Origin of the sequence: Pseudomonas edaphica, from assembly GCF_965277385.1 — a bacterium.
GTDB classification, from domain to species: Bacteria; Pseudomonadota; Gammaproteobacteria; order Pseudomonadales; family Pseudomonadaceae; genus Aquipseudomonas; species Aquipseudomonas edaphica.
This window is the reverse complement of sequence record NZ_OZ255725.1, coordinates 1,379,954-1,406,181: the sequence shown is the minus strand read 5'-3', so window position 1 is coordinate 1,406,181 and position 26,228 is coordinate 1,379,954. Positions and strand designations below refer to the sequence as shown.

The window sequence follows — 26,228 nt, the reverse complement described above, 5'->3', positions numbered from 1 at the left end:
GTTTGGCTTATAGCTTCAATTGCCCGATCGCCTTGCTCAACTCCCCGGCCAAGGTCGCCAGCTGATTGCTGGTGGTGGCCGACTCCACCGTCTGCTGCACGGTGTTCTCGGTCACATCGCGAATGCTCACCACCGCGCGGTTCATCTCTTCGGCCACATGGCTCTGCTGTTCGGCGGCCACGGCAATCTGGGTGTTGCTTTCGCGCATCTGGGCCACGGCACTGGTGATTTCGGCCAGTGCGGCACCGGCATCCTGGGCCTGTTGCACACAGTCGTCGGCCTTGAACGAGCTTTCCTGCATGAAGTCCACCGCGTCGCGGGTGCCGGCTTGCAGCGCCGAGACCATGCGGGTGATTTCGTCAGTGGAGCTTTGCACGCGCTTGGCCAGGTTGCGTACTTCGTCGGCGACCACGGCAAAACCACGGCCCATTTCGCCGGCGCGGGCGGCTTCGATGGCGGCGTTGAGGGCGAGCAGGTTGGTCTGTTCGGCAATGCTGTGTATCACGCCGACCACACCGTTGATTTTCTGGCTGTCTTCGGCGAGTTTCTGGATCATTTCAGCCGTCTGCTGCACGCCGGTGGACAGGCCGGCGATAGAGCGCTGTACCCGGGTGACCACTTCCTGGCCGCTGCCGGCGAGGGTGTCGGCGGTCTGGGACAGGTCGCGGGTAGCGCCGGCATGTTGAGCGATATGGTAGACGGTGGCGGTCATCTCATTGATGGCGGTAGCCGCCTGGTCGGTTTCGCTTTGTTGGCCGAGCATGCCGTGCTGTACCTCGTTCATGCTGCTGGCCAGGCGCGCGGCGCCGTCATCGAGTTGCTGGGCGGTGCGCGCCACGGTACTCACCACGCGCTGATAGCCGGCCTGCATGGCGTTGAAGGCGCTGGCCATCTGGCCCACCTCGTCCGTGCAGGCCAGGGGCACGCGGGCCGACAGGTCGCCGGTCTTCTCCACGTGCAGCATTACGTCCTTGAGGGTGTTGAGTTGGCTGAGCAGGAAGCGGATCAACAACTGCGAGGCACCGAGCATCGCCAGCATGAGGATCAACACGGCCACGGCGTAGTTGGCGAAGCGTTCGCTGAAGACCTGGCTGAGGCTGCGGCCATAGGCCAACACGGCGATCTGTTGGCCATCGGCCCGTGTGACGACGTCGGCACCGATCAGTGGGTTTTCCCCGAGCAAGGGCATGTGATTGAGTTCGACCCAACCGCTGGCGGTGCTCAAGGCGGTCAGATCCTGATCAGCCAACGATGGGATTTGGCCGCGGGCAAAGGTCAGCCAATGTTCATCTTTGGGTAATGGGGTGTTGGCCGGCCAGGCACCGAGTAATCGCGCCTGGGCCTGCGCCGAGGCCCGAGATGCATCGCTGCGGGCCTGTTGCTCGAGCTGCACGGCATAGAGCACCAGCAGTAAGGTGGTGATGAAAGCGACCGCATTCACGGCCCAGAATTTGTACTTCAGCGAGATATTGCTAAGCCAGGCACCCATGGAAGGTTTTCTCTGATAGCGGAAACAGCATTGGCAAGGTGCCATTATTGTGCCGCTACTCAGGAAAGCGTTTTTGACATGGGTCAATGCGCCGCATCATGTGTGAGCTGGCTTGCCTGCGATGGCATCAACTCGGTACACCTGACATACCAAGGTGCCTGCATCGCAGGCAAGCCAGCTCCCACATTTAATCGGGTATGGCTTCTGAGCTCAGGTCAAACCCTAAGTTGCCGCTAGACAGGCTACCGAGGGCAAACCGAAAAACGCACGGGAGCAGGCGGTGCTGTGCTCGGCCAGGTCTTCCGGCGTTTCATTGCGATGCAGTGCCACTTCACGCAGCACTTCGGGCAAATAAGCCGGTTCATTGCGGCCATTTTTCGGTTTCGGCCGCAGGGTGCGCGGTAGCAAGTACGGCGCATCGCTTTCCAGCATCAGGCGGCCACGGGGAATTTCTTTGACCAGCGGATGCAGGTGTGTGCCACGGCGCTCGTCGCAGATCCAGCCGGTGATGCCGATATGCAAGTCGAGGTCGAGGTAGCTGAACAGCGCCTGTTGCTCGCCGGTAAAGCAATGCACCACGGCGGCGCTGAGGTGGTCGCGGTAATCCTTGAGGATCTCCAGCAGGCGCTGGTTGGCGTCACGTTCGTGCAGAAACACCGGCAGTTTCAGCTCAACCGCCAGTGCCAGGTGCTCTTCAAGGACTTTTTCCTGCTGCGGACGCGGGGAAAAGTCGCGGTTGAAGTCCAGCCCGCATTCGCCCACCGCACGCACGCGGCTTTCGTTGAGCAACCCGCGCAAACGTTGGGCGCTGTCGCCGTTCCAGTCACTGGCCGAGTGCGGGTGGATGCCGGCGGTGCTGAACAGGCGTTGGCCGCTGTCATCGAGTTTTACGCACAGTTCCAGGGCTTGCTCGCTGCCTTCGACGCTGGTACCGGTGAGCACCAATTGTTGCACGCCGGCGGCGTAGGCACGGTCGAGAACGGCCTGGTGCCTCTCGTCGAAACTGGGGTTGGTCAGGTTGACGCCGATATCAATGAGTTGCATGGTGCTAGCTCCGCCTGCGGCCGGAAAGCATATCAGAGCTGTAGATTTATAAGAAAAACTAAGAACTACAACGCGTTATAGCTGTCTTTGAACGTCGCAAGTGACATTGTGGCTGGCCCGCCGCCTGCCCCGACGCCACCGTTGCGTGCCTTGCCAGCGCTTGAAGCGCTCTGTTTCTGACCTCCAGCTTCTCGTCTTTCACGAGATGGCTGGCCAGTATTCTTTCCGGAGAGCGGATGATCCGACCCTCGGCGTTGCTTATGTTGTGCCTGACGTTATTGCTGCCCACGGCGGCGGTCGCGCGTCTGGACGGGCCGCTGGAAGTGACCAAGCCCGGCAAGGTTCGTGATTTGGCGCAGATCCGTTCCAGCCGCACCCTGCGTGTGCTGGTCAACCAGAGCCGTAACAGTTCCGGTGAGGTCCAGGGCCAGGCCATCGGGGTCGAATACCATCGTCTGCGAGCCTTCGAGCAATACCTGAACGGCCATGCCCGGGATGGAGAAGCAATCAACCTCAAGATCATTCCCAAGGCCAAGGACCAATTGCTCGGCGCGTTGGCCCGTGGCGAAGGCGACTTGGTGGCGCCGGGTGAATTACTCGATGTGAAGGCCGCGCACAAAATCAGCACCAGCGACCCGATTGCCAGTGGTGTGCCGCTATGGCTGGTGGGCGTGAAGGGTGAGCGGCGGTTTACCAAGCTGGAGCAATTGTCCGGGCGCACCCTGGCGTTGACCACCGGCAGTGCGGCGGCGGACGCGATCAATCAGGTCAACCAGCAACTGGCGCTGCACAAGCGCCCGCCGGTAAAGGTGGAGTGGGTTGACCCGACGCTGGCCGTGGAGGATGTGTTGGAGATGGTCCAGGCCGGGATCTTCCACCTCACCATCGTTGAAAAACCGATTGCCGAACGCTGGTCGAAAATCCTGCCCAAACTGCGTTTTGATCGGCAGGTGGTGATCAGCGAGCCGGGCGACGAATACTGGTTTGTGCGCCAGGATGCCTCGATGCTGCGGGCCAGTATCGATCGCTTCCTCAAGACTTACCACACGCCGTCCGACCAGGACGTGGCGTTCCAGCGGATCTATCGACGTCTCTACCAAGTGCGCAACCCGCTGGCCCGCGCCGACCGCCAGCGCCTGGAGAAACTGCGTCCGGTGCTGCAAAAGCACGCCCGTGAGCAGGGCATGGACTGGCTGAACCTGGCCGCGCTGGCGTTCAAGGAATCCGCCCTGGACCCTGGCGCGCGTAACAGCGGCGGGCCTACCGGCCTGATGCAAATCACGCCATCGGCGGCGCAGCGGGTGGGGGTGAACAATATCGAGAGCCTGGACAGCAACGTGCAGGCCGGTGCGCGCTACCTGGCGATGATCCGCCGCAAGTTCTTCGCCAGCCCCAAACTCAACGAGCGCGAGCGCATGGCCTTTGTGCTGGCGGCTTATAACATGGGGCCGGAGCGGGTCCAGGGTATGCGTGCAGAAGCTCGCCGGCGGGGCTTGAACCCCAATCAGTGGTTCTTCCAGGTCGAACGTATTGCCATGGAACAGGTGGGAATGGGCGGCGTCAGCTATGTTAATAGCGTGAACAAGTATTACTTGGCGTTTGATCGGGAACGTGAATCCTTGGAGCCGTCGGCGCCGAAAATTGCCTCACGAAAATAATCGGTTTTATCGATAAGTATTAGGCGATTTTTGCGCTTTTATCATTGTCTGATCCGATTAATATAGCGGCCAACCAACCCCTACTTTGAAAAGGATTCTCTCCATGAGCCCACTGATCACTCGTATTCTGTCCACTCGCGCCGGTTACGGCCTGACCATCCTGCGAATTTTTGTCGGCATCGTTTTCGCCGCTCACGGTTCGCAAAAGCTCTTTGGCTGGTTTGGCGGCGGCGGCTTGGCCGGTACTGCGCAATACATGGAAAGCCTCGGCCTGACCCCAGGCACGCTGATGGCGGTGTTGTCCGGCGGTACTGAGTTCTTCGCCGGTCTGGCCTTGATCATCGGCTTGCTGGCGCGCCCAGCGGCTTTGGGCCTGACCTTCCTGTCGCTGGTGGCAATCTTCTCGGTGCATATCCATAACGGCTTGTTCATGGCCAACAACGGTTATGAGTTCGCCTTGGCCTTGCTCGGTGGTGCGTTGGCGGTACTGTTCGAAGGTGCTGGCAAACTTTCGGTCGACCGCGCCATCGCCCACTGATGACCCGCGTTACCTGCTGAAAAAGCCCGCCATGAGCGGGCTTTTTCATTGCTCGGGATTCTTGACATCGCCCCACCGGCTTCTCTAGGATGCTGCTCATGCGCCGATTTAAACAGCTAATTGCGGGGCGCCACTGGGACTCAATGCAGCCCGACAGAAGCATGCACTCATCAAGAGTCAGGTTTCGAAATACCGCTAAAGCGCTGGTTCGGTGTTGCCTCTCACCTGCCCGCAGACTTTTGAGGCAGAGACACGACACGATGAATGCACCACGCCCCCTCATACGCCTGGCTCCGATCACCGCGGACCTGACTCAACGCAACCCCAAAATCCTCTTGGGTGGCAAGCATCAGCCGACCTTGCTGCGTTACCTCGACGGATGGCCGCGCCGCACCGGGCGCCCTTCAGCGTTTCTGATCCAGTTTGTGGAAGATGGCGACTCCCTGGCGCGTTTTGCCAGCAACAGCTTTGATCTTGCCGTTATCCAGGCACCCAGCGCGGGCGATGCCGAGGAAGTGATCCGCCAACTGACGCGCATCGCCCGGCAAGGGCTGATTGCGCGTCGTTGACGGCTGATCAGTGAACGACAGCCGCCGATCGACGACGCCGGTGGTAGAGGAACACTGCACAGGCGATCAGGCATAACGGCAGCGGTACTGCGCCAATCATCAGCAGCTTGAGGTTGCGTTCTGTTCGATGCACCGATGCATACGCCTGGACCTTGAGTGCCTGCAACTCCATGGGCAGCCGCAGGCGTTCCTTGTTGAGCGCCTGCAACTGGATATTGGTGTCCACTGCACGGGTGCCGAAGCCAATACTCGGTGGGTTCAGGCGTTGCCATTCTTGCTCGGTTTGCTCCAGCCGTTTTTGCAGTTCCCCGGCCTTTTGTGCATAAGCCTGTGCGGCCGCCTCGCGCAGTTGCTCCAGTGCGTGGGTGGACTGGCTGCTTGCACGGGGTTGAATGCTTGCGAGCACGTCGGGAGCCGCAAGGTTATCCAAGGTGTTCAAGACAAACATCACGTTGTTGTTGGGCGCAGAGTTGATCACAGCGTCCATCAGTAAATCGGTGTCCGCGACCACCACCACCTCGATCTGTGCGGCCTTTTGCAAGCCTGCAGGCTGCCCGTCAATGCCGTCTGGAAAGGCCGAGTAGGCGGGGCCTTCGAGGCGCGCCGCGATCACGTGGGGTTGCGTGGCAGCCGGTATCCGTTCAGCCAGTAAGTCGTCTGCAGACGTTGCTGCAAAGCGGCCTGCGTCCAGCAGGGTGGAGCGCCTGGAGCTTTGTAACAGAGGCGTGAGTGTGGTGCGGCTTTTCCTCACGCGCGACAGCGCACCGCTGCTTGATACGATGACTGTATCCAATTTCCAGGCACTCACATCGTTGGCCGCCATTGCTTGCCGTGGCAGGTTCAGCTTGGCCGGGTGCAGTACTGCTGGCGCACCTGAACCAAATGCGTGATCGACCAGCAGTTTGTCCGCCGGCATCTGTATGCCCCAAGCCGCCAGTAGCCCGTCCAGCCTTGTGTCGACGGGTTTGGCGTTTGTCTCGGCCTCGCTCACCGGGTCAATAAAGAGCATCAGTTTGCCGCCCCTCAATACAAACTGGTCAATCGCATACAGGGTTTGTTCCGGCAGGGCGCGCGGGTGCACAACCATCAGGGTTTTGATCGATTCGGGCACTGTCGGAGTGCTTGATGCCAGACCTGTCAGATCAAAATGCTGATGCATCTGTGCCAGCAACTGTTCACCGGACGCGTTCAATGCCAACCCCGTCAATACGCCGACGGTGGGGGGCTCGGGGTGCATCAGTTGGTGGATCAGATGGCTGATTTCGTACTCAAGCAAGGGCTCGTCATCCAGGCGCAGTACATTGATACGTTGCGCGGGCTGGCCTGGGCGGGTGCCGATGAGGCCAAGAAAGCCTTGCTTGTCATCCAATCCGAACAGGCCGGCCTTGTAGGCATCCTCTGAATAAGGAGTAGGATCTATAACATGTAGGTTAATCATGGTTGCTGACGCTTTTTCGAACTCTTTGAGTAAATCTTCCACTCGTTCGCCGAAGCGGTTTATTGCCTGGCTTCTTCTGGGGTCATTACCTGAGTTGAAGTAATACAAATCCAGTGGGTGTTCCAGAGAGGCAAGCAGTTGTCGCGCAGGGGGCGATAACGTGTGGATTTTCTGCTGTGAGAAGTCCCAGCGGATATTCGGTAGTTTGCCGACCCACGCGAGATTGAATGCAAGGAAAAGCAGCAATATGACCACCAGTGTCATACCCGTACTCAGAGTAGAACGCATCGTTTGCTTTCCTTCTCAACTGGTTTTGTAGTTGAGCGTGACGGTGGATGCCGAGAGAAAGGCAAGGATCATGCTGATGTAGTACAAGCCGTCATGCAGCGTTAGTTTGCCGTTGTCGATAGCCCCGAAACGCGAAATCGGGTTAATCGAGACCAGGCTGTCTACGACCCAGATCGGCGCCTGATGCTCAAGTGCGTCGAGAACCGATGAAAGTCCGCTGGCGGCCAGTAACATCACCACCGTTATCAGGAAGACAGCCAAACGTTGGTGGGTCAGGGTAGACGTAAAGCATCCGACAGAAAGATAAGCGCCGGCCAGCAACCAACTGGCTAGAAACTGTGAAGCGATAACACGGTTGTCGGCGGTGCCGAGGTAGTTGGCGAGGATTACCAGTGGGAAAGTAAGCAGCAATGCGATTGCGCACACGACCCACGCAGCCAGAAACTTTCCGATGACCCGCTCTGCGCTGGTGATAGGCAGGGTTTTCATCATGTCGCGCATGCCGGCGTGGTGTTCGTCCGACCATAATTGTGTCGACAACATGGGAATCAGCAGCAGGTAGAGCCAAGGGTGCAATTGGAAAAACACCTGCAGGTCGCCGCTTTCCTGTTCCAGCCATTTGCTTGTGTACAACCCCAAGGTGGCGCACAACACTAGAAACGCGGCAATACCGAGGTACGTGCTGGGTGTACAGGCATAACTGGCCAGTTGGCGCTTGAAAATGACAGGCAGCAGTTTCAAAGAGTGACCTCGTGGCTCAGATGCTGAACGACTTCGTTCAGGCGACCTGGCTCCAGATTCAGTGACGTTATGTTCCAGCCGCGGCTGGCGATAAGTGCGTTGATATGGGGGTAGATGGCGTGCCCGGGCATCGCCAGAACCGTTACGGTGCCGGGCGCATGCCGGTCCTCTTCTATACCTGCCACGCCGGGTAATACTGCAAGTGCGAGTAAATCCAGGGGTGTTTCTGCGGCCAGCGTGACAGCTCGGTAATGCCGGGAGTTGCGCTGCAAATCGGGCAGCGGGGTGTCTGCCACAAGGTGCCCTGCAGCGATAACCAAGGCGCGCGTGCAAAGGCTCGACAGGTTGTCGCAATGCCGGGAGGCGATCAGGACCGTCATGTCTTCGGTCAGCGACTGGATCAGGGTCTTGAACTTGAGCAGTTGATCCGTTGCCAGCCCCTCAATCGGTTCATCGAGCAGCAGCAGGCCGGGGGTGTGCAGGATCGCCTGGGCGATAGCGACTCTGCGCTTCAAACCGACGGAAAGCGTATCGATCGGTGCATCGAGTACACGTGATAATTCCAGGCGCATGGCTGCTCGATCAACCCGGCTGCGTTTTTCAGCACCGCTGAAGCCGCGTACGGCGGCAATGAAATTGAGCACGCCTTTGACCGACATCGTTTGATGGCTAAGGCCGTCCTGGAGTTGATAGCCGAGGGCTCTTCGCGCTTGCAGAGGATGAGCCTGGGTATCAAAGCCTTCGACAGTGACATGCCCGGCCGAGGGGCTGGCCAAACCGGAGATAACATTCAGCAGTGTGGTTTTGCCTGCGCCACTCTCCCCGAACAAGCCGATACATTCCTAGCGTTGAGCGCTGAACGAGAGATTAGTGATGACGTTTCTTTTACCCAAACGCTTTGTCAGGCTGCTTATCTCGAGCATCTTTTTACCGAATAAGTTTTGCGAGGCGTAAGAACTTGTACCGTCATGCACGGTAAGCGCCGAGAAAGATACGTTTAATCATTGGACTTGGGAACAAGGGGACATACTTCTCAGATAATTCCTACGCCGAATCGGATAACTTGCTGAAACAATTGCGTTGTTCCGAGGTTAGTTAATGGCCGGGTATTTATCTGGCGCTTATATAAGGTTTACTCTTTCGCAATAAGGCCTGAATATCATGATGCTTCTTCGCACGCTTGTTCTTGAACGCAGCGGTCAGGACACGCCGGTCAACGGTGCACTGCTTTGTGGGTTTGCCGTTGCACAGACCGATTCCAATTTTTTGGTCTATAGCCTGGATGAAGAGACCGAACCTGGTAACTCCAGGGTCTACATCGCGGCGCTACGCAAGAAACTCGACCGGTACTTCCTCGGCGGGGTCGAGTCCAAGGAAGACCTGCAAGTTGCCATGCAAGTGTTCAAGCAAATCCTGATGGTGGCCGCCGCTTCCGGGACTAAGAACGGCACCGTTATCGAATCCTCGGTGCCTTTTCATTTCATTGATTTGAAAGGCTGCAAGTTACCGCCCGCCAGGCCTGAGGACCATCACTCGATGATCATCAAGAAGGCATTGGTCATGAAGGTCATTACCCTGGGCATGTCGGCACCCGTACTGCCGGCCATCGAAAGTGCTTCGTTGATCGTGCCTTCGATTCGTTTCTCGTCGCAGATGATTTCGCCGCCCAGGGCCACGAACCCAGCCAGGCCCGTCGAGCCGCCCGTTTCAGAGCCAGCCCAGGCTCAACCATTGGAGGCTCCCGCCGCGATAGCCCCTGCGCCAGAACCTGAACCAGAGCCCGAACCAGAACCAGAACCGGCGCCAGAGCCAGAGCCAGTGCCCGTCGAGCTCAGCGCGCCACCTGTTCAGGTCGAGCAAGCAGCGCCTGCACCGCGCCCACCTGCGCCGAAGATGGAACATGCCTCGTTGGCTGAGGTAGACAGCACGTTGTCCAGCCTGGCAAAGGTCGCCCAAGAGCTGTCGCAACAGCAACTTGCGGTGAACGAGCGCGAGGAAATGCTGACGCAGTGGCAGGCACGACTCGAGCAGGAACAGGGTGAGCTGGACGAAAGGAGCCAGGAGTTGCAGCAACAAGCAACGCAGTTGCAGGCGCGAAACCTTGAGGTTGGCCAAAAGGCTGAGAAGTTGACGCTGGCGCTGTCGCAGGTGGCGGGAATACGCCAGCGCCTGCAGAGTGTACTCCTGGAGCTTGATCAAACCCTGGACGGCCAGGCTTGAAGCTGATGTGTTCTACGGTCTGGCTACTTTTCAGGGTTCATTTATCATCAACCCCAGCCGGCCGGCGCCAGGGCATGACGCCTTGGCGTATCGGCACCATTGGATACTGTCTGGGGATGCACGCGTTTGAGTACCAAGCTGATAACCAAAGAAGGTCATGAGGCGCTGAAAAAAGAGCTGGATTACCTGTGGCGTGAAAAGCGTCCGGATACCACCCGCAAGGTGACTTGGGCGGCGTCCCTCGGTGATCGCAGCGAGAACGCGGACTATCAATACAACAAGAAACTGCTGCGTGAGATTGATCGGCGTGTGCGTTACCTGCGCAAGCGCCTGGAAGACATGCGGGTGGTGGAGTACATGCCCGAGCAGGAGGGCAAGGTGTTTTTCGGCGCCTGGGTCGATATCGAAAATGAGCAGGGCGAGACCAAGCGGTTTCGGATCGTTGGCTATGACGAAATTTATGAGCGCATGGATTACATCTCCATCGACTCCCCGATGGCCCGGGCGTTGCTGCGCAAGGAAGTCGACGATGAAGCCATGGTGCAGACGCCAACCGGCGAGGTGTGCTGGTGGATTACGGGTATCGAGTATGTGAAGTAAACGCTGGCCGGCACTCCGTCGGGCGTGCTGGCCAGCGCTGGTTTCAACCTTCGCGTAACACCGTCAATGGGCTGGCATTCAACGCGCGACGCGTACCGAATACACCAGCGCCGCCGATCAGCACGGCACCGATCACTGGCAGCAATAGCAACCACGCGTGTGGATGCCACGCCAGGTCAAAGGCGTAACGGTACAGCACCCAGGTCACCAGCTCGGTGCCCAGGGCTGCCAGCAAGCCGCTTACCGCACCCAGCAAGCCGAACTCGATCCGTCGCGCCTTGACCAGCAACTTGCGCTCGGCCCCCAGCGCACGCAACAGCGCGCCTTGGCGAATCCGCTCATCCAGAGTGGCCTGCAGGCCCGAAAACAGCACGGCCATGCCCGCCGCCAGCACAAACAGCAACACGTACTCCACCGCCAGGGTCACTTGGGCGAGGATGCTGCGCAACTGCTCCAGCAAGGCTTCGACCTGCAGGATAGTGACGGCCGGGAAGGCCCGGGACAGGTCGACGATCTGCTGGTCATGCCCCGGCGCCAGATAGAAGCTGGTCAGGTAAGTGGCGGGCAGGTCCTTCAAGGTGCCCGGCTGGAAAATCATGAAAAAGTTGGGCTGGAAGTTGTCCCAGTTGATGGTCCGCAGGCTCGTCACCCGTGCTTCGCGGTTCTCGCCACCGACGGTGAACACCAGGTGATCATCGAGCTTCAGCTTGAGGCTTTCAGCGACCTTGGCTTCTACCGACACCCCTGGGATGCCATCGCCCGGTTGCTGTGACCACCAAGCGCCTGCGGTGAGGAGGTTGCCCGGTGGCAGGTCGGCTGCCCAGGTCAGGCTCAGGTCGCGCTGCACAGCGCGGTCACCGCTGGAGTCTTTGCTGACAATCTCCTGCACTGGCGCGCCATTGATGCTGATCAAGCGGCCCGGCACCACCGGGTACAGCGGCGCCGCTTGTGCTTGCAACTCCAGCAGGCGGGCGCCAAAGGCGTCTTTATCGGCCGGCAGGATGTTCAAGGCGAAATAGTTGGGGGCGTCCTTGGGTAGCTGGTTTTGCCAGGTGTCGAGCAATTCGCCGCGCAGCAGGGCGATCAAGCCCATGGACAACAGGATCAAGCCAAATGCCAGGGACTGGCCGGCTGCGGCCAAGGGATGGCGCAGCAACTGGCCCAAACCCAGGCGCCAGGGCAGCGAGGCGCGAGCCAGTAGCCGGCGCAGGCTTTGCAGTAACAACAACAGCAGGCCGCCAAGGATCAGCGCGGCCATCACGCCACCGCCGAGCAATGCGAAGGTCAGCACCAGATCGAGGCTCAGGCGCCACATGATCAGGCCGAGGGCGAACAGCGCAGCGCCATACACCATCCAGGTGCTGGAAGGGATCGGCAGCATGTCACGTCGCAATACCCGCAGCGGCGGCACCCGGCCCAACGCTGCCAGGGGCGGCAATGCGAAGCCGGCGAGGGCGACCAGCCCGGTGCCGATGCCCGCCACTGCTGGCAGCAGCCCGCCGGGCGGCACGTCGGCCGGCAGCAAGTCATGCAGGAAATAGAACAGGCCAAATTGCGCCAACCAGCCGAGCACGGCGCCGGTGAGGCTGGCCAACAGGCCCAGTACGCTCAGTTGCAGGCTGAACAGCAGCATTGTTTCGCGGCGTGACAAGCCCAGGCAACGCAGCAGCGCGCTGGCGTCGAAACGGCGGCTGGCGAAGCGGTTGGCCGACAGCGCCACGGCCACGCCGGCCAGCAGCACTGCCACCAGGCTGGCCATGTTCAGGTAACGCTCGGCCTTGCCCAGGGCTCCGCCGATCTGCTGGTTGCCGTCACGCGAATCCTGCAAGCGCTGGTTGGCGGCAAGGCCCGGCTTGACCAGGTCGCGATAGGTTTGCAGTGCCGTGCTGCCCTGGGGCGCACGCCACAGTTCGCGGTAGCTCACGCGGCTGCCGGGTTGCACCACGCCGGTGGCATCGAGGTCGGCGAGGTTGATCATTACCCGTGGCGTGAGGCTGTAGAAGTTACCGGCGCGGTCGGGCTCGTAGGTCAGTATGTGCGTCAGCCGCAGGGTTTTCATGCCCACGTCGATGCTGTCGCCGACTTTGAGGTCCAGCGCCGTCAGCAGCCGTGCTTCCACCCAGGCTTCGCCGGGTTTTGGGCCGCCTCCTGCAGTTTCTGCGCCGAACGGCTGCGTGGCGCTTTTGAGTTCGCCGCGCAACGGGTACTGCTCGTTGACCGCCTTGATGCTGGAGAGCTGGATGCCATTATCGGTCGCGATAACGCTGGAGAACTCAACAATGCGCGCGTGATCCAGGCCCAGTTCGGTGCCTGACCTGATTTGCTCGAAGCGGGCCGGCGAGCTGCCTTCGAGCACCAGGTCGGCACCGAGGAATTCGGTGGCACGCAACAGCATGGCGCCGTTCAGGCGTGCACCGAAGTAGCCAATGGCGGTGCTGGCCGTGACCGCCACCAGCAGGGCGAAAAACAACACGCGCAACTCACCGGCGCGGGCGTCGCGCAGTAATTGGCGCATGGCAAGGCTGAACAGGCGCAACAGCGGCAAACGTGCCATCAAGGCTCCAGGGGCGCGACCATCAGGCCGGCTTCAAGGCGGATCAGGCGCCGGCAACGGTGGGCCAGGCGCTCGTCGTGGGTGACCAGCACCAGGGTCGTGCCGCTTTCTTTGTTGAGTTCGAACAGCAGGTCGCTGATGCGCTCGCCGGTGTGGCTGTCGAGGTTGCCGGTGGGTTCATCGGCAAACAGCACATCCGGTTCGGCGGCGAAGGCCCTGGCGATAGCGACGCGCTGCTGCTCGCCACCGGAAAGCTGGCGCGGCGAGTGGGTCAGGCGTTGGCCCAGGCCCACACGCTCCAGCAGGTGGGTGGCGCGCTCGCGGGCGTCCTTGCGGCCGTCCAGCTCCAGCGGCAGCATGACGTTTTCCAGCGCATTGAGGCTGTCGAGCAGTTGGAATGACTGGAAGACAAAACCCACGTGCTCGGCGCGTATGCGTGCGCGCTGGTCTTCGTCGAGGGTGCTCAAGGCTTGCCCGGCCAGCGTGACTTCACCGCTGCTGGGCAGATCGAGGCCGGCCAGCAGGCCGAGGAGGGTGGATTTGCCGGAACCGGAGCTGCCGACGATAGCCAGGCTATCGCCCTTGTTCAGTTCCAGGCTCAGTTCGTGCAGGATAGTCAGTTCACCTTCCGCGCTGGGAACCACTTTGCTAAGGTTTCGCGCGGTGAGAATGCTTGCGCCCATGGAGAATCCGATGCGAATGTGGTTTTTGAGTGCTGGCCTGGCCTTGATGTGCATGGCCCAGAACGCAGCGGCGGGTACAGTCCTGATCGTTGGCGATAGTATCAGTGCCGGTTTCGGGCTGGATACCAGCAAAGGGTGGGTAGCGTTGCTGGGACAACGGCTCAAGAGCGAAGGTTTCGACGATACAGTGGTCAACGCCTCCATCAGCGGCGACACCAGTGCCGGAGGCCTGGCGCGGCTGCCGGCGGCGCTTGCAGAGCATAAACCGGATGTGGTTATTCTCGAGTTGGGCGGCAATGATGGCCTGCGTGGGCAGCCGCCAGCGCAATTGAAACAAAATCTTGCGTCGATGATTGACCAGTCCAAGGCCAAGGGCGCCAAGGTGCTGCTGCTGGGGATGCAGTTGCCCCCAAATTATGGCCCTAAATACACCACGGCATTTGCCGAGGTCTACGGTACCTTGGCCAAGGAAAAAAGCATCCCGCTGGTGCCGTTTTTCCTTGAGGGCGTGGGCGGCCATCCCGAGTTGATGCAGGCCGATCAGCTTCACCCGGCAGTCGGCGCACAGGGCAAGTTGCTGGAAAATGTCTGGCCGACGCTAAAACCGCTGCTATGACGCTTTTCTACCGGCAGGCTTTCGGCTAAGGTGGCGCCCCCCCGATCTGGAGCCCCCGATGTCGCGCCCTGCCTGGTCCCTGTTCAACTACCAACTGATCGAGCCTGACGAGCAGCTGGATCTGTTCGCCTGCCAGGAAGTCCGGGTGCATCTGGTTGCGCGTCAATTGGAGCTGGGTGGCTCGATCGACCGCACGCTGTGCGGCACTTTGTTGCCGGCGCAACCACGCTGGTCATCGGTGGACCGTGCGATTTTTCAGGACCAGCGCCTGTGCCCGCTGTGCCGGGCAATTCTCGAATCGCAAAAGCGTGGCACGCCGCTGATCTGGCCAGAGCTGCGCTTTGAATAATTGAAGCAGCTGCAAGCTTCTAGCTATAAGCTGTAAGCTTGCTGCTTGCGGCTCGTTTTTTACCTACCCGTCGTTCTGCGAAGGATTTTCCGGATGTTGTCGCGCCTTTCCGTCGTTACCTGCTGCCTGTCTCTTGCTGCCTTGTGTGCAGCCGGTTCGGCGTCAGCCTTGCAGTTGCCCTTGCCACCGCCGGGTGAAGACATCGTCGGTCAGGTCCAGGTGATCAAGGCCAAGTACGAAGACACCTTTGCCGACCTGGGCACCACCTATGACCTGGGCTATTCGGAAATGGTCGCGGCCAACCCCGGTGTGGATGCCTGGTTGCCCGGCGCGGGCACCGAGATTGTGCTGCCTACGCGGTTTATTCTGCCGCCCGGCCCGCGCGAAGGCATCGTGATCAACCTGGCGGAATACCGGCTCTATTACTATCCCAAGGGCCAGAACGTGGTGTACACCTTCCCGTTGGGCATTGGCCGTGAGGGCTGGGGTTCGCCGGTCGCGCACACCACCATCACCGGCAAAATCCCCAACCCGACCTGGACCCCGCCCGCCTCGATCAAGGCCGAGCACGCCGCCAATGGCGACCCGCTGCCCAATGTGGTGCCGGCCGGGCCGGATAACCCACTGGGGCCGTTCAAGTTCACCTTGGGCACGCCGGGTTACCTGATCCATGGTTCGAACATGAAATTTGGTATCGGCACGCGTACAAGCCACGGTTGCTTCCGCATGTTCAACAACAACGTGCTGGAGATGGCCGACATGGTGCCGGTCGGCACCTCGGTGCGCATCATCAACGATGCGTACAAGTTCGGCAGCAGTGGCGGCAAGGTCTACCTTGAAGCGCATACGCCGCTGAACGACGATGGCACGCCTTCGGTGGTCGACAAGCACACCGCGGTCATCAATGCCCTGCTCAAGCGCGAAGACCTGGCCAACAATTTGCGCGTCAATTGGGATCAGGTGCGTGATGTGGTGGCCGCCGAAGATGGCCTGCCCACCGAGATTGGGGTACCGGGTGCCAACACGCCGGTGGTGTCCAGCACGCCAATCGATCTGCAGCAATAAGCCTGTTCGATCAAAAGCCCGCCAAGGCCTTGCGCTATGGCGGGCTTTTTATTGCGCTGGATTCAGGCCTGAATTGCAGGCAATAAAAAAGCCGATCCAAGAATGGATCGGCTTGATAACAACCCCGAGGGATTATTACTTGCGGCTTGCTTTTTCAAGCATGCGCAGAGCGCGCTCGTTAGCTTCGTCAGCAGTCTGTTGTGCTTTTTGAGCAGCAGCCAGAGCTTCATCAGCTTTACGGTAGGCTTCGTCTGCACGAGCCTGGGAGCGAGCTGCTGCGTCTTCAGTTGCAGTCAGACGAGCTTCGGTTTCTTTGGAGACGCTGCTGCAACCGGTAGCCAGAACTGCGGCCAGAGCCAGAGCAGAGAATTTCAGAACGTTGTTCATCGTGTTCCCCTTCAAGGACTTTCTATTAAATGGCTACTTTCTCAGGGTGAGCTGATAGCCGGCGTACATACTACTCATTACTTGTAGTAAGTAAACTGACGTAGCGCAAGAAGCAAAAAAAATTCTTGTGCCGTATCTATTTTGGCTAATCTTTTGGAGGTTTGTATAAAAACTGCTCAAAAATTTTCATTTCGACGGGAACTGGATCCAAGCTGAGAGGTCCGGCCAGCCTGTGTCAGGCTGGGTAAGCAGGTGTAAATTTATATATCTACGATGACACTTTTTTTCAGTTGGCCTTTGCCTGGCCCGGCATCTTTTGCGCATGTAGGCGCATCTAGAGGTGACTTTAAGAGCGGCAGTTCGTCTCAAGCTTCAACTGCCGGCAATGTTCAGGCTATCGATCATCGATTGATCGAAGCCCTTTCTGTAACCGCCAGCGGCAAGGGATGACGAGTGCGCCTTGAGCTATTGCAGCATTGGTGCCTACTATTCTCTACGTGCTGGTTGTGAGCGCTATAGGTTTTCTCGTTGTCGAAACCGGCACGGGGTGGCGTAGATGTTCCTTCGCCGGAAAAACATCGGTAAGGTAGGGGTCGAAATCCAAGACCCGCGAGGAGTAGTGATGAGCGAGGCGTTGTCCATCCACCATGACCAGGCTGGTCATCAGTTCGAGACCAATGTGGACGGTCATCGTGCCTATCTGACCTATATGGACCTGGGCAAACAGACCCTGGACATCTATCGCACCTTCGTGCCCAATGCATTGCGCGGGCGCGGCATTGCTGCTGCGTTGACCGAGGAAGCGTTGAAGTTCGCCGAAGAGGCCGGGTACACCGTGATCCCTTCGTGCTCTTACGTAGAGCGCTACATGGAACGCCATCAGCGCCATGCCGCGAAGCTCTGAATATTGAGTGAGGCGGGACGCGGAGCGTCCATGGCTGCATTCCCACGCAGAGCGTGGGAACGATCAATCAGATGCCGTACACAAAAACGCCGGGCTAAGCCCGGCGTTTTTGTGTGCGCAGTTTAAGGTCAGGTGCGTTTGCGCTTGGGCAACACGTCCTTGAGCTTGGCATGCATGCTGCGCAGGGTGGTCTCGGTGGCTGACCAGTCGATGCAGGCATCGGTGATCGACACGCCGTACTGCAAGTCGGCCAGGTCTTTTGGAATCGACTGGCAGCCCCAGTTCAAGTGGCTTTCGACCATCAAGCCGATAATCGACTGGTTGCCTTCAAGAATCTGGTTGGCGACGTTTTCCATCACCAGCGGTTGCAGGGCCGGGTCCTTGTTGGAGTTGGCGTGGCTGCAGTCGACCATGATGTTCGGCTTGATCCTGGCCTTGTTCAGCGCCTGTTCGCACAGCGCCACGCTAACCGAATCATAGTTGGGCTTGCCGTTGCCGCCGCGCAGTACCACGTGGCCATAGGCGTTGCCCTTGGTGGTGACGATGGACACGCCACCTTCCTGGTTGATACCCAGGAAACGGTGCGGGCTGGACACCGATTGCAGGGCGTTGATCGCAACCGTCAGGCCGCCATCGGTGCCGTTCTTGAAGCCCACGGCCGAGGACAGGCCGGACGCCATTTCGCGGTGGGTCTGGGACTCGGTGGTGCGTGCGCCGATGGCCGACCAGCTGATCAGGTCCTGCAGGTACTGCGGGGAGATCGGGTCCAGCGCTTCGGTCGCGGTCGGCAGGCCCATTTCGGCCAGGTCCAGCAGCAATTGGCGACCGATATGCAAACCGTCCTGAATCTTGAACGAGTCGTCCAGGTACGGGTCGTTGATCAAACCTTTCCAGCCGACGGTGGTGCGTGGTTTCTCGAAATAGACGCGCATCACCAGATACAAGGTGTCGGACACTTCAGCCGCCAGCACTTTAAGGCGCTCGGCGTATTCGTGGGCAGCCTTGAGGTCGTGGATCGAGCACGGGCCGATCACTACAAAAAGGCGGTGGTCGGTGCCATCGAGAATGTCACGAATGACTTCGCGGCCCTTGGTCACGGTCTGCAGGGCAGCATCGCTCAAAGGGATTTCGCGCTTGAGCTGATCAGGGGTGATCAGGGTCTCGTTGGATTCGACGTTAAGGTCATTGATCGGTAAATCAGCCATCGTGTTACTCGCCAGGGTCACGGGTGCCGGCCGCCAGCTATCCCCGTGCGGCGGGCACAGCATGATTTGAATGCAGGGGGGAGGAACCTTAGCGCGTAACACAGGGCCGCGACAATGGGCAAAGCCGGCTTTAATCCAGCACCGGCGCCACAAAGGTGTCGTGGGCGAACTCACTGGCATGGCGTGAAACCCACTCACGGGCCATGGTCTCGAGCTGGGCAGGGGTTGGCTCGGCGTCTTCGTGCAGGCGGCAGTAGCGTTCGATCTGGCACACTTGCTCGCCCATGCGCGCACCGAACAAGGCATGTTCATCGGTAAAGGAAATGCCGATACGGTAGCCATTATCGACTTTGCGACACCAGGCTACATAGCCCGGATAACGGGCGCTGGCACCCAGTGACGGGATGCGCAGATCAACCGCCGTGCCCTGGCGCCAGGCACGCGGGCAATTGCAGGCGACGCCGCCCAGGCCGATAGTGTGCAGGCGTTGGCGGGGAATAGCTGGGGCGGGACGTTGGATTAACTCGACAGCGACATCATCAGGGTGAGGTAAAAAACGACCCATGTACACGGACTCCGAGCACCGTCCAATTGACGGCAGTGGCAGCAGTATAGTGAAGGAACTGGAATTGACCGACCTGGATATTGACCAGCAATTGCTGGGATTGCCAGGTATTTCGCTGCTGGTGTTTACCAGCGTGGGCTGTTCCAGTTGCCGTTGGGCACGCCAGCAACTGCCCGGCTGGACGTTGCCGGTCGAGCGCGTGTGCTGGGTGGATGCCGGGCACAACGGCGGGGCGGTTGAGCGCTACCAGATCTTTCATTTGCCCGCGTTGTTCCTCGTGTGCGAGGGTCAATTCCTTGGGCAATTACAGGCGCGTCTTACCCGGCCCGACCTTGCGGACGCGATTAATCAAGCACTTACCCGTACTCCAGAGGATCTGCCATGACAGCACAGTCGCCCCGCATCGGCATTATCGGCACCGGTGCCATCGGTGGTTTTTACGGCCTGATGCTGGCGCGTGCCGGGTTCGATGTGCACTTTCTGTTGCGCAGTGAATATGCGGCGGTCGCCGAGCATGGCCTGCACCTCAACAGTACTGTGCACGGCAAGTTGCACCTGCACCCTGTGCAGGCCTATGCCCAGGCTGCCGATATGCCGGCGTGCGACTGGCTGCTGGTCGGCACCAAATCCACCGGCAATGTGGAGCTGGCCCCAACCCTTGCCCAGGTCGCTGCACCGGGCGCCAAGGTAGTGCTCCTGCAAAACGGCCTTGATGTTGAAGACAGCCTGCGCGAACACCTGCCATCGTCGCTGCACCTGTTGGGCGGCTTGTGTTACATCGGCGTGCATCGTTCCGGGCCGGGTGTCGTCGAGCATCAGGCGTTGGGCCGGGTGAATCTTGGCTATCACAGTGGCACGGCGGCCAACGATGAGGCGCAGCAGAAGGCCATTGTCGAGGAGGGCGCCGCGCTGTTTCACCAGGCCGGCATCGAGTCCCAGGCCATGGCCAATGTGCACCAGGCCCGCTGGCATAAATTGGTCTGGAATGTGCCGTTCAATGGCCTCTCGGTATTGCTGGGCACCGGCACCAGCGCGATGATGGCCGATGAGTCCAGCCGCGAACTGATCCAGGCCCTGATGACTGAAGTGGTGAAGGGCGCCCACGCCTGTGGCCATGAAATTCCCGGCAGTTACGTCGAGCAAATGCTCACCATGACCGACACTATGGCTGACTACCTGCCCAGCATGTACCACGACCACGTGCACAAACGCCCGCTGGAACTGGCGGCGATCTACGCCCGGCCATTGGCCGCTGCCAAAGCGGCGGGCTGTGAATTGCCACGCATGCAGGCGCTCTACCAGGCCTTGAGTTTTATTGATCGGCGCAATCGCTGAATTGGGGAGAAACACTATGGCGAAAGGATTGGGCGACAAACTGGTGCTGGCGATTTCGTCGCGGGCACTGTTCGACCTGAGCGACAGCCACAAGATCTACCTGAACGAAGGGGTGGAGGCGTATCGCAAATACCAGATCGAACACGAGGAAGAAACCCTCGAACCCGGCGACGCCTTCCCGCTGGTCAAAAAGCTCCTTAGCCTTAACGCCAGCCTCGGGCGTGCCCGCGTCGAAGTGGTGTTGGTGTCACGCAACAGCGCCGACACCGGTTTGCGCGTGTTCAATTCGATCCAGCATTACGGCCTGGATATTTCCCGCGCCGCTTTCGTAGGAGGGCGTAGTCCATATCCTTATTTGGCCGCGTTTGGTTGTCATTTGTTTTTGTCGACCCACGCTGAAGATGTGCGCAGCGCCCTGGATGCTGGTTTTGCTGCGGCGACGATTCTGTCCGGCGGCGCGCGCCGGGCATCGAGTGAAGAACTGCGCATTGCGTTCGACGGCGATGCGGTGCTGTTTTCCGATGAGTCGGAGCGCGTGTATCAGGTCGGTGGGATAGAGGCGTTTCATGCCAGCGAGCGCGAGTCGGCACGCGAGCCTTTGCACGGCGGTCCGTTCAAGGGCTTCCTGGCGGCGCTCAACCTGTTGCAGCGCGAGTTCGCGGACGACGCCTGCCCGATCCGCACCGCCCTGGTCACCGCGCGTTCGGCGCCGTCCCATGAGCGGGTGATTCGCACCTTGCGCGAATGGGACATCCGCCTGGATGAGTCACTGTTCCTTGGCGGCCTGGAGAAATCCGCGTTTTTGGAGGCGTTCGCCGCCGATGTGTTTTTCGATGACCAGGCCGGTCATTGTGAGAAAGCCAGGGAGGTGGTGACCACCGGGCATGTGCCCCATGGCATCAGCAATGAGTTGAAAATCCAGACCGAGAGCTAGCTGCTAAGCTCAATCAATCCCCGCCATCCTGGCAGTCCAGGAGGTTCTATGATTCGTTCGATGTTGTATGCCACGGACCTCGGTCTGTATGCGCCGTATGTCATGCAACATGCGCTGGCGCTGGCCCGGACGTTCAAGGCGGATTTGTATGTGATTCATGTGGTCGAGCCGATCGGGTTGTTCGCCGAATCGGTGTTGCAAAGCTACCTTGATGAGAAGGCCCTGAGTGAATGGCAGAGCCAGGGCCTGAACACGGTGATGGCGACCATCGAGCAACGGGTGCTCGACAGTTTCCGCGAGGAGTTGGGGGAGGGCGAGCAAGACCTGCAGTTGATTCGCTCGGTGCGCGTGATCCAGGGGGACCCGTGCGAGGTGATTCTCGATGAGCTGCGTAAACTTTCCGTGGACCTGTTGATCGTAGGTAGTCATAGCCACGCAACCGCGGCCGCCACACCGCTTGGGCGCACGGCGGCGCGGGTGCTGCAACTGGCCACAGTGCCGGTTTACATGGTGCCGTCGCTGCAGCGTCGACGCAGTGATGACGCGTGATTGGTAAAAACGATAAAAAGTTCTAGATTTATCTGTCTGACCTTTAATATAGTTATATACCGTCGCTGATACCCGTGGCGTCTATCCGCTTTGAGGGACATATATGAAGCTTCAACAACTGCGCTACATCTGGGAAGTGGCGCACCACGACCTCAACGTTTCCGCAACCGCTCAAAGCCTTTACACCTCGCAACCCGGTATCAGCAAGCAGATCCGCCTGCTCGAAGACGAGCTGGGCGTCGAAGTATTCGCGCGCAGCGGCAAACACCTGACCCGTGTGACCCCGGCCGGTGAGCGCATTATCACCACCGCCGGCGAGATCCTGCGCAAAGTCGAAAGCATCAAGCAGATCGCCCAGGAATTCTCCAACGAGAAGAAAGGCACCCTGTCGATCGCCACCACCCACACCCAGGCGCGTTATGCCTTGCCGCCGGTGATCCGCGATTTCATCAAGCAATACCCCGATGTGGCCCTGCACATGCACCAGGGTTCGCCGATGCAGATCGCCGAGATGGCCGCTGACGGCACCGTCGATTTTGCCATCGCCACCGAAGCCCTTGAGCTGTTCGGCGACCTGGTGATGATGCCGTGCTACCGCTGGAACCGTTGCGTGGTCGTGCCCCAGGGCCACCCGTTGGCCAAGCTGCCGAAGCTGACCCTCGAAGCCCTGGCTGAATACCCGATCGTCACTTATGTGTTCGGCTTTACCGGCCGCTCCAAGCTCGATGAAGCCTTCAGCCATCGCGGCCTCACGCCGAAAGTGGTGTTCACCGCCGCTGACGCCGACGTGATCAAGACCTACGTGCGCCTGGGCCTGGGTGTGGGTATCGTCGCCAAGATGGCGGTCGACACCAACCTCGATAAAGACCTGGTCGTGCTCGACGCCAGCGAATTGTTCGAGTCCAGCGTGACCAAGATCGGCTTCCGCCGTGGCACCTTCCTGCGTGGTTTCATGTGCGACTTCATCGAGAAGTTTGCACCGCACCTGACCCGTGAAGTCATGGCCAAGGCGATCCAGTGCCATAACAAGCAGGAACTGGAAGAGCTGTTTGACGGCGTTGAATTGCCCGTCCACTGATATTGATTATTGCAGGTGTGGTGAGGGAGCTTGCTCCCGCTCGGGTGCGTAGCGCCCGCAAGTTTTTTGGGGCTGCTACGCACCCCAGCGGGAGCAAGCTCCCTCGCCACAGGAGTGGTTTATTTGGCCTCGGTAACCGTGAAGTGTTGCCGGGCGCCCGCCACCAGAATCTCCACCTCATCACCCTCGAACTTGCCCAGCAGGCTTTTGCCCAGGGGCGAGCGCGGGGTGATGACGGTCACCGGCTGGCCCACCACATCGACTTTCAAGCCTGCCGCATCCGGCGCCAGGAACAGCCACTGCTGGCGGCTGTTCTCGTCCTCCAGGCCCAGTAGCGTGCCGACCTCAATCCCGCGTTGATCATCGTAGGCGCGTAGTTGCAGGTTCTGGCACAACGCCAGCGCTTGCTTGATCTCTTCGACGCGTTTGGCTTGCCCGGCCGCGAGGTAGGAAGCTTCCAGCCCCAAGGTGTCGTACTTGTTCTCCGCGATGTTTTCTTCGTGGGTCGCGGTTTCGTAGGCGGTCTGTGCGGCACGCTGAGCGATGTCGAGGTCGACGCTGAGTTTTTCCAGGATCAACTGGTGAACGGCATGTTTATTCATGAGTGTGCTGGGTCATTCGCAAAATTGCAGGACATTCGCCTTGCTCTTTTCATTGGGCGCGTTCTGGTCTTGTTGCAGCCAGAACTGGCATTTGGGGTTGGACAGGTTGCGCGCATTGTTGCGCGCCTGGTCCAGGGTTTGTTGTTGTTCCTGCTTGCGCAGGTTCTCGGTGTATTGCTCGAACATACGGTTCGGCGGCTCCGGCGCCACAGCGGCCGGTTTGCCCATCTGTTGAACGGCTTGTTGAACCGCTTGAGCCACGGGTGCGAGGCTTTGCGGGAACAGGTAGCGCGAGGCCAGCCAGGCGGTCAGCACAATGGCGATAAACCCCAGCCACAGGCCAAAGGCCACGGCAGCACTGAGCTTGAACAGCGACAACGGACGTTCGGACATGTTGGCCTCCTGGCAGGCATTGACGGCGTGGCGGCGATTGTCGCACAGCCACTGTGCAGAATAATCGCGATCAAGCCTTCTGCATCGGTGCATTTATGCGGACAATCGAGCCTTTGAATGTTGGAGCCCGGAATGAAAGCCCGCTGGGATATTTTTTGCAGCGTCGTCGACAACTACGGCGACATCGGCGTGACCTGGCGCCTGGCCCGGCAGTTGGTGGTTGAGCACGGGTGCGAAGTGCGCTTATGGGTCGACGACCTGCGCGCCTTCGAGCGCATGTGCCCCGAAATCGAGGTGCAGCGCGATCAGCAATGGCAGGAAGGCGTTGAAGTGCGTCACTGGCCGGCCGACTGGCCGCAGACGCCACCCGCCGACGTTGTGATCGCCGCCTTCGCTTGCCAGTTGCCGCCCGATTATATGGAGGCCATGGCCGCGCGCGAACGCACGCCGTTGTGGATGAACCTGGATTACCTCAGCGCCGAAGACTGGGTGGTGGGTTGCCACCGTCTGCCGTCGGTGAAGTTCAAGGGCGTGCAAAAGTACTTCTTCTTTCCGGGGTTTCGTCCGGGCACGGGCGGGCTTTTGCGTGAAGGCGGGCTGTTGGAGCAGCGTCAGGCATTTCAGCATGACGGCGCAGCGCGACAACAATTCCTGCAGTCGATAGGCGTCGTTCCGGCAGCCGGTGCGCGGCTGATGTCGTTGTTTGCCTATGAAAATGCCGGGCTCGCCAGCTGGCTGGACGTGTTGGCGACGGATGGGCATGCCACTCATCTGTTGGTGCCGGAAGGCCGCATCCTCGGCGACGTGCAGCGCTGGCTCGGTGTCGAGGCGCTGGCGGTGGGCGATGTGCATCAACGCGAGGCGCTGACCGTGCAGGTGCTGCCGTTCGTGCGCCAGGAACAATATGACCGCCTGCTGTGGTGCTGCGACTTCAACGCCGTGCGCGGCGAAGACTCATTCGTGCGTGCCCAATGGGCGGGGCGGCCGTTGCTGTGGCACATCTACCGCCAGGACGAAGACATCCACCTGGACAAGCTCGACGCCTTTCTGGCGCTGTACACCGCCGCGTTGTCGCCCGCCGCCAAGGTCGCTGTGGTGACCCTGTGGCAAGCCTGGAACGCTGATGGCGATATGGCACAAGCGTGGAAAATGCTCATGGAACACTGGCCGGAGGTACACCTGCACGCGCAAACCTGGTGTCTGGAACAAGGCTTGCAGGCCGATCTTGCGACGGCGCTGGTACAGTTTTATGAAAGTTGGATATGATACGCCACCTTGAATTTTGTAAATCCCATCCAAATTTCGGATATATGCAATGAAAACTGGTAAAGAACTGAAACCCGGTACAGTGATCCGTCTCGAAAACGACCCTTGGCTGGTTCAGAAAGCTGAGTTCACCAAGTCTGGTCGTAACAGCGCAATCATGAAGACCAAGCTGAAGAACCTGCTGACCGGTTACAAGACCGAGATCGTCTACAGCGCCGATGACAAACTGGACGACGTGATCCTCGACCGCAAAGAAGCGACCCTGTCCTTCATCAGCGGCGACACCTACACGTTCATGGACACCACCGACTACACCATGTACGAGCTGAACGCTGAAGATATCGAAGCCGTTCTGCCGTTCGTGGAAGAAGGCATGGAAGACGTCTGCGAAGCGATCTTCTTCGAAGACCGTCTGGTTTCCGTAGAGCTGCCGACCACCATCGTGCGTAAAGTTGCCTACACCGAAGGTTCCGCTCGCGGCGACACTTCGGGCAAGGTGATGAAGCCTGCCAAACTGGCTAACGGTACCGAGCTGCAGGTTGCTGATTTCATCGAAATCGACGACCTGATCGAGATCGACACCCGTGAAGGTGGTTCGTACAAAGGTCGCGCCAAGAAGTAATTCTGGCCAAACCCTACGACAAAAAAAGCCCGACCTGGCGTCGGGCTTTTTTGTGCGCGTGTGTAAATCAGACCGTCACGTGCAGGCGCACATCGACGTTGCCACGGGTGGCGTTGGAGTACGGGCAGACCTGGTGCGCGGCGTCGACCAGGCTTTGCGCCTCGTCTTGTGCCAGGCCCGGCAGGCTGACGTGCAGGTCGATATCCAGGCCGAAACCGCCGGGGATTTGGCCGATGCCGACGTGGGCGGTGATCGAGGCGTCATCCGGGATTTTGCGTTTTGTCTGGCTGGCGACGAATTTCAGCGCGCCGATAAAGCAGGCCGAATAGCCGGCGGCGAACAGTTGCTCGGGGTTGGTGGCCTGGCCGCCAGCGCCGCCCAATTCTTTTGGGGTGGAGAGTTTGACGTCGAGGATGTTGTCGCTGGAAACAGCGCGACCATCACGGCCGCCGGTGGCGGTGGCTACTGCGGTATAGAGCGTTTGCATGGTGTCGTCCTCTTGTGGTTTAGCGCTAAATGTTTGCGCGCTAAGTAGT

General features: G+C 59.6%; 28 protein-coding genes and 1 pseudogene. 16 read left to right on the top strand and 13 right to left on the bottom strand.

The window, feature by feature from the left end:
* Window positions 1-7: 7 nt before the first annotated feature.
* Together ACQY47_RS06200 and ACQY47_RS06195 are read right to left on the bottom strand one after the other, a co-directional pair.
* Window positions 8-1,489 (bottom strand): methyl-accepting chemotaxis protein, encoded by a 1,482-nt coding sequence (locus ACQY47_RS06200; protein WP_428556521.1) that lies wholly within the window; start codon window positions 1,487-1,489, stop codon window positions 8-10.
* Between the two features lie 222 nt (window positions 1,490-1,711).
* On the bottom strand, window positions 1,712-2,533 hold the full coding sequence (locus ACQY47_RS06195; protein ID WP_428556519.1) for a TatD family hydrolase: 822 nt from the start codon (window positions 2,531-2,533) through the stop codon (window positions 1,712-1,714).
* Between the two features lie 236 nt (window positions 2,534-2,769).
* Here ACQY47_RS06195 and ACQY47_RS06190 point away from each other — a divergent pair, with 236 nt between their 5' ends.
* The 3 genes from ACQY47_RS06190 to ACQY47_RS06180 all read left to right on the top strand — a co-directional run bounded on the left by ACQY47_RS06190 (window position 2,770) and on the right by ACQY47_RS06180 (window position 5,298).
* The gene (locus ACQY47_RS06190; protein WP_428556517.1) at window positions 2,770-4,191 is read left to right on the top strand and encodes a transglycosylase SLT domain-containing protein; all 1,422 of its coding nucleotides are present in this window, start codon (window positions 2,770-2,772) and stop codon (window positions 4,189-4,191) included.
* 103 nt (window positions 4,192-4,294) lie between these two features.
* Window positions 4,295-4,729, top strand: a complete 435-nt coding sequence (locus tag ACQY47_RS06185; protein WP_017136132.1) for a DoxX family protein — start codon at window positions 4,295-4,297, stop codon at window positions 4,727-4,729.
* A gap of 260 nt (window positions 4,730-4,989) precedes the next feature.
* Entirely contained in the window at window positions 4,990-5,298 is a 309-nt protein-coding gene (locus ACQY47_RS06180) for a hypothetical protein (protein ID WP_003172695.1), read from the top strand.
* 7 nt (window positions 5,299-5,305) lie between these two features.
* On the opposite strand, the gene ACQY47_RS06175 is transcribed toward ACQY47_RS06180, so the two are convergent.
* The 3 genes and pseudogenes from ACQY47_RS06175 to ACQY47_RS06165 all read right to left on the bottom strand — a co-directional run bounded on the left by ACQY47_RS06175 (window position 5,306) and on the right by ACQY47_RS06165 (window position 8,688).
* A complete protein-coding gene (locus ACQY47_RS06175; protein WP_428556514.1) occupies window positions 5,306-7,024 on the bottom strand; it encodes a Gldg family protein in 1,719 nt (572 codons plus the stop codon).
* 15 nt (window positions 7,025-7,039) lie between these two features.
* Window positions 7,040-7,765 (bottom strand): ABC-2 transporter permease, encoded by a 726-nt coding sequence (locus tag ACQY47_RS06170; protein WP_017136134.1) that lies wholly within the window; start codon window positions 7,763-7,765, stop codon window positions 7,040-7,042.
* Window positions 7,762-8,688 (bottom strand): annotated as a pseudogene (locus ACQY47_RS06165) (ABC transporter ATP-binding protein). Before ACQY47_RS06165 ends, ACQY47_RS06170 begins: the two are co-directional and overlap by 4 nt.
* Window positions 8,689-8,926: 238 nt before the next feature.
* On the opposite strand from ACQY47_RS06165, the gene ACQY47_RS06160 reads away from it, so the two are divergent.
* Both ACQY47_RS06160 and greB read left to right on the top strand, forming a co-directional pair.
* Window positions 8,927-9,985, top strand: coding sequence for a hypothetical protein (locus tag ACQY47_RS06160; protein ID WP_428556512.1), 1,059 nt, complete (start codon window positions 8,927-8,929; stop codon window positions 9,983-9,985).
* Between the two features lie 126 nt (window positions 9,986-10,111).
* On the top strand, window positions 10,112-10,585 hold the full coding sequence (greB, locus tag ACQY47_RS06155) for a transcription elongation factor GreB (RefSeq protein ID WP_056857197.1): 474 nt from the start codon (window positions 10,112-10,114) through the stop codon (window positions 10,583-10,585).
* Window positions 10,586-10,628: 43 nt separating this feature from the next.
* Here the strand turns inward: greB and ACQY47_RS06150 are convergent, their stop codons facing one another.
* Both ACQY47_RS06150 and ACQY47_RS06145 read right to left on the bottom strand, forming a co-directional pair.
* The gene (locus tag ACQY47_RS06150) at window positions 10,629-13,139 is read right to left on the bottom strand and encodes an ABC transporter permease (RefSeq protein WP_099549076.1); all 2,511 of its coding nucleotides are present in this window, start codon (window positions 13,137-13,139) and stop codon (window positions 10,629-10,631) included.
* Entirely contained in the window at window positions 13,139-13,822 is a 684-nt protein-coding gene (locus ACQY47_RS06145) for an ABC transporter ATP-binding protein (RefSeq protein ID WP_017136140.1), read from the bottom strand. The genes ACQY47_RS06150 and ACQY47_RS06145 overlap by 1 nt, the downstream gene beginning before the upstream one ends.
* A 10-nt stretch (window positions 13,823-13,832) precedes the next feature.
* Between ACQY47_RS06145 and ACQY47_RS06140 the strand changes: the two genes are divergently transcribed.
* The 3 genes from ACQY47_RS06140 (at window position 13,833) to ACQY47_RS06130 (ending at window position 15,852) form a co-directional block, all read left to right on the top strand.
* The gene (locus ACQY47_RS06140; RefSeq protein ID WP_236460659.1) at window positions 13,833-14,438 is read left to right on the top strand and encodes an arylesterase; all 606 of its coding nucleotides are present in this window, start codon (window positions 13,833-13,835) and stop codon (window positions 14,436-14,438) included.
* Between the two features lie 58 nt (window positions 14,439-14,496).
* Entirely contained in the window at window positions 14,497-14,787 is a 291-nt protein-coding gene (locus ACQY47_RS06135; RefSeq protein ID WP_017136142.1) for a hypothetical protein, read from the top strand.
* 93 nt (window positions 14,788-14,880) lie between these two features.
* Window positions 14,881-15,852, top strand: a complete 972-nt coding sequence (locus ACQY47_RS06130; protein WP_017136143.1) for a L,D-transpeptidase family protein — start codon at window positions 14,881-14,883, stop codon at window positions 15,850-15,852.
* 135 nt (window positions 15,853-15,987) lie between these two features.
* On the opposite strand, the gene oprI is transcribed toward ACQY47_RS06130, so the two are convergent.
* Entirely contained in the window at window positions 15,988-16,239 is a 252-nt protein-coding gene (gene oprI, locus ACQY47_RS06125; RefSeq protein ID WP_003172710.1) for an outer membrane lipoprotei OprI, read from the bottom strand.
* A gap of 622 nt (window positions 16,240-16,861) precedes the next feature.
* On the opposite strand from oprI, the gene ACQY47_RS06120 reads away from it, so the two are divergent.
* Complete coding sequence (locus ACQY47_RS06120; RefSeq protein ID WP_003189869.1) at window positions 16,862-17,143, top strand: GNAT family N-acetyltransferase; 282 nt, start codon at window positions 16,862-16,864, stop codon at window positions 17,141-17,143.
* A gap of 128 nt (window positions 17,144-17,271) precedes the next feature.
* On the opposite strand, the gene ACQY47_RS06115 is transcribed toward ACQY47_RS06120, so the two are convergent.
* Together ACQY47_RS06115 and ACQY47_RS06110 are read right to left on the bottom strand one after the other, a co-directional pair.
* The gene (locus ACQY47_RS06115) at window positions 17,272-18,348 is read right to left on the bottom strand and encodes a 3-deoxy-7-phosphoheptulonate synthase (RefSeq protein WP_017136144.1); all 1,077 of its coding nucleotides are present in this window, start codon (window positions 18,346-18,348) and stop codon (window positions 17,272-17,274) included.
* A gap of 130 nt (window positions 18,349-18,478) precedes the next feature.
* Window positions 18,479-18,913, bottom strand: coding sequence for a PilZ domain-containing protein (locus tag ACQY47_RS06110; RefSeq protein ID WP_170038969.1), 435 nt, complete (start codon window positions 18,911-18,913; stop codon window positions 18,479-18,481).
* Between ACQY47_RS06110 and ACQY47_RS06105 the strand changes: the two genes are divergently transcribed.
* From ACQY47_RS06105 to cysB, 5 genes are all read left to right on the top strand, one after another.
* Complete coding sequence (locus ACQY47_RS06105; RefSeq protein WP_017136146.1) at window positions 18,912-19,298, top strand: hypothetical protein; 387 nt, start codon at window positions 18,912-18,914, stop codon at window positions 19,296-19,298. The genes ACQY47_RS06110 and ACQY47_RS06105 overlap by 2 nt on opposite strands.
* Complete coding sequence (locus tag ACQY47_RS06100; RefSeq protein ID WP_099549073.1) at window positions 19,295-20,248, top strand: putative 2-dehydropantoate 2-reductase; 954 nt, start codon at window positions 19,295-19,297, stop codon at window positions 20,246-20,248. The genes ACQY47_RS06105 and ACQY47_RS06100 overlap by 4 nt, the downstream gene beginning before the upstream one ends.
* 16 nt (window positions 20,249-20,264) lie before the next feature.
* Window positions 20,265-21,182: a 5'-nucleotidase gene (locus tag ACQY47_RS06095; RefSeq protein WP_017136148.1), complete on the top strand. Its 918-nt coding sequence runs from the start codon at window positions 20,265-20,267 to the stop codon at window positions 21,180-21,182.
* A 48-nt stretch (window positions 21,183-21,230) separates the two neighbouring features.
* The gene (locus ACQY47_RS06090; protein WP_305458685.1) at window positions 21,231-21,731 is read left to right on the top strand and encodes a universal stress protein; all 501 of its coding nucleotides are present in this window, start codon (window positions 21,231-21,233) and stop codon (window positions 21,729-21,731) included.
* Window positions 21,732-21,834: 103 nt separating this feature from the next.
* Complete coding sequence (cysB, locus tag ACQY47_RS06085; RefSeq protein WP_003189876.1) at window positions 21,835-22,809, top strand: HTH-type transcriptional regulator CysB; 975 nt, start codon at window positions 21,835-21,837, stop codon at window positions 22,807-22,809.
* A 119-nt stretch (window positions 22,810-22,928) separates the two neighbouring features.
* Here cysB and ACQY47_RS06080 read toward each other — a convergent pair whose 3' ends face one another.
* Together ACQY47_RS06080 and ACQY47_RS06075 are read right to left on the bottom strand one after the other, a co-directional pair.
* On the bottom strand, window positions 22,929-23,411 hold the full coding sequence (locus tag ACQY47_RS06080) for a GreA/GreB family elongation factor (RefSeq protein ID WP_069788694.1): 483 nt from the start codon (window positions 23,409-23,411) through the stop codon (window positions 22,929-22,931).
* 12 nt (window positions 23,412-23,423) lie between these two features.
* Complete coding sequence (locus ACQY47_RS06075; RefSeq protein WP_069788695.1) at window positions 23,424-23,804, bottom strand: hypothetical protein; 381 nt, start codon at window positions 23,802-23,804, stop codon at window positions 23,424-23,426.
* A 132-nt stretch (window positions 23,805-23,936) separates the two neighbouring features.
* Here ACQY47_RS06075 and earP point away from each other — a divergent pair, with 132 nt between their 5' ends.
* Together earP and ACQY47_RS06065 are read left to right on the top strand one after the other, a co-directional pair.
* Complete coding sequence (gene earP / locus ACQY47_RS06070; protein ID WP_428556503.1) at window positions 23,937-25,070, top strand: elongation factor P maturation arginine rhamnosyltransferase EarP; 1,134 nt, start codon at window positions 23,937-23,939, stop codon at window positions 25,068-25,070.
* 49 nt (window positions 25,071-25,119) lie between these two features.
* Window positions 25,120-25,692 carry an elongation factor P gene (locus ACQY47_RS06065; RefSeq protein ID WP_003218698.1) on the top strand — a complete coding sequence of 191 codons (573 nt, stop codon included), beginning with the start codon at window positions 25,120-25,122 and terminating at the stop codon, window positions 25,690-25,692.
* Between the two features lie 67 nt (window positions 25,693-25,759).
* On the opposite strand, the gene ACQY47_RS06060 is transcribed toward ACQY47_RS06065, so the two are convergent.
* On the bottom strand, window positions 25,760-26,179 hold the full coding sequence (locus tag ACQY47_RS06060; protein WP_076017342.1) for an organic hydroperoxide resistance protein: 420 nt from the start codon (window positions 26,177-26,179) through the stop codon (window positions 25,760-25,762).
* Window positions 26,180-26,228: the final 49 nt, after the last annotated feature.

What these genes read in the sequence shown, in the direction of transcription:
- ACQY47_RS06200 (WP_428556521.1), bottom strand. Translation starts at nt 1,489, where the DNA reads ATGGGTGCCTGGCTTAGCAATATCTCGCTGAAGTACAAATTCTGGGCC.
- ACQY47_RS06195 (WP_428556519.1), bottom strand. Translation starts at nt 2,533, where the DNA reads ATGCAACTCATTGATATCGGCGTCAACCTGACCAACCCCAGTTTCGAC.
- ACQY47_RS06190 (WP_428556517.1), top strand. Translation starts at nt 2,770, where the DNA reads ATGATCCGACCCTCGGCGTTGCTTATGTTGTGCCTGACGTTATTGCTG.
- ACQY47_RS06185 (WP_017136132.1), top strand. Translation starts at nt 4,295, where the DNA reads ATGAGCCCACTGATCACTCGTATTCTGTCCACTCGCGCCGGTTACGGC.
- ACQY47_RS06180 (WP_003172695.1), top strand. Translation starts at nt 4,990, where the DNA reads ATGAATGCACCACGCCCCCTCATACGCCTGGCTCCGATCACCGCGGAC.
- ACQY47_RS06175 (WP_428556514.1), bottom strand. Translation starts at nt 7,024, where the DNA reads ATGCGTTCTACTCTGAGTACGGGTATGACACTGGTGGTCATATTGCTG.
- ACQY47_RS06160 (WP_428556512.1), top strand. Translation starts at nt 8,927, where the DNA reads ATGATGCTTCTTCGCACGCTTGTTCTTGAACGCAGCGGTCAGGACACG.
- ACQY47_RS06150 (WP_099549076.1), bottom strand. Translation starts at nt 13,139, where the DNA reads ATGGCACGTTTGCCGCTGTTGCGCCTGTTCAGCCTTGCCATGCGCCAA.
- ACQY47_RS06145 (WP_017136140.1), bottom strand. Translation starts at nt 13,822, where the DNA reads ATGGGCGCAAGCATTCTCACCGCGCGAAACCTTAGCAAAGTGGTTCCC.
- ACQY47_RS06140 (WP_236460659.1), top strand. Translation starts at nt 13,833, where the DNA reads ATGCGAATGTGGTTTTTGAGTGCTGGCCTGGCCTTGATGTGCATGGCC.
- ACQY47_RS06135 (WP_017136142.1), top strand. Translation starts at nt 14,497, where the DNA reads ATGTCGCGCCCTGCCTGGTCCCTGTTCAACTACCAACTGATCGAGCCT.
- ACQY47_RS06130 (WP_017136143.1), top strand. Translation starts at nt 14,881, where the DNA reads ATGTTGTCGCGCCTTTCCGTCGTTACCTGCTGCCTGTCTCTTGCTGCC.
- oprI (WP_003172710.1), bottom strand. Translation starts at nt 16,239, where the DNA reads ATGAACAACGTTCTGAAATTCTCTGCTCTGGCTCTGGCCGCAGTTCTG.
- ACQY47_RS06120 (WP_003189869.1), top strand. Translation starts at nt 16,862, where the DNA reads ATGAGCGAGGCGTTGTCCATCCACCATGACCAGGCTGGTCATCAGTTC.
- ACQY47_RS06115 (WP_017136144.1), bottom strand. Translation starts at nt 18,348, where the DNA reads ATGGCTGATTTACCGATCAATGACCTTAACGTCGAATCCAACGAGACC.
- ACQY47_RS06105 (WP_017136146.1), top strand. Translation starts at nt 18,912, where the DNA reads ATGTACACGGACTCCGAGCACCGTCCAATTGACGGCAGTGGCAGCAGT.
- ACQY47_RS06110 (WP_170038969.1), bottom strand. Translation starts at nt 18,913, where the DNA reads ATGGGTCGTTTTTTACCTCACCCTGATGATGTCGCTGTCGAGTTAATC.
- ACQY47_RS06100 (WP_099549073.1), top strand. Translation starts at nt 19,295, where the DNA reads ATGACAGCACAGTCGCCCCGCATCGGCATTATCGGCACCGGTGCCATC.
- ACQY47_RS06095 (WP_017136148.1), top strand. Translation starts at nt 20,265, where the DNA reads ATGGCGAAAGGATTGGGCGACAAACTGGTGCTGGCGATTTCGTCGCGG.
- ACQY47_RS06090 (WP_305458685.1), top strand. Translation starts at nt 21,231, where the DNA reads ATGATTCGTTCGATGTTGTATGCCACGGACCTCGGTCTGTATGCGCCG.
- cysB (WP_003189876.1), top strand. Translation starts at nt 21,835, where the DNA reads ATGAAGCTTCAACAACTGCGCTACATCTGGGAAGTGGCGCACCACGAC.
- ACQY47_RS06080 (WP_069788694.1), bottom strand. Translation starts at nt 23,411, where the DNA reads ATGAATAAACATGCCGTTCACCAGTTGATCCTGGAAAAACTCAGCGTC.
- ACQY47_RS06075 (WP_069788695.1), bottom strand. Translation starts at nt 23,804, where the DNA reads ATGTCCGAACGTCCGTTGTCGCTGTTCAAGCTCAGTGCTGCCGTGGCC.
- earP (WP_428556503.1), top strand. Translation starts at nt 23,937, where the DNA reads ATGAAAGCCCGCTGGGATATTTTTTGCAGCGTCGTCGACAACTACGGC.
- ACQY47_RS06065 (WP_003218698.1), top strand. Translation starts at nt 25,120, where the DNA reads ATGAAAACTGGTAAAGAACTGAAACCCGGTACAGTGATCCGTCTCGAA.
- ACQY47_RS06060 (WP_076017342.1), bottom strand. Translation starts at nt 26,179, where the DNA reads ATGCAAACGCTCTATACCGCAGTAGCCACCGCCACCGGCGGCCGTGAT.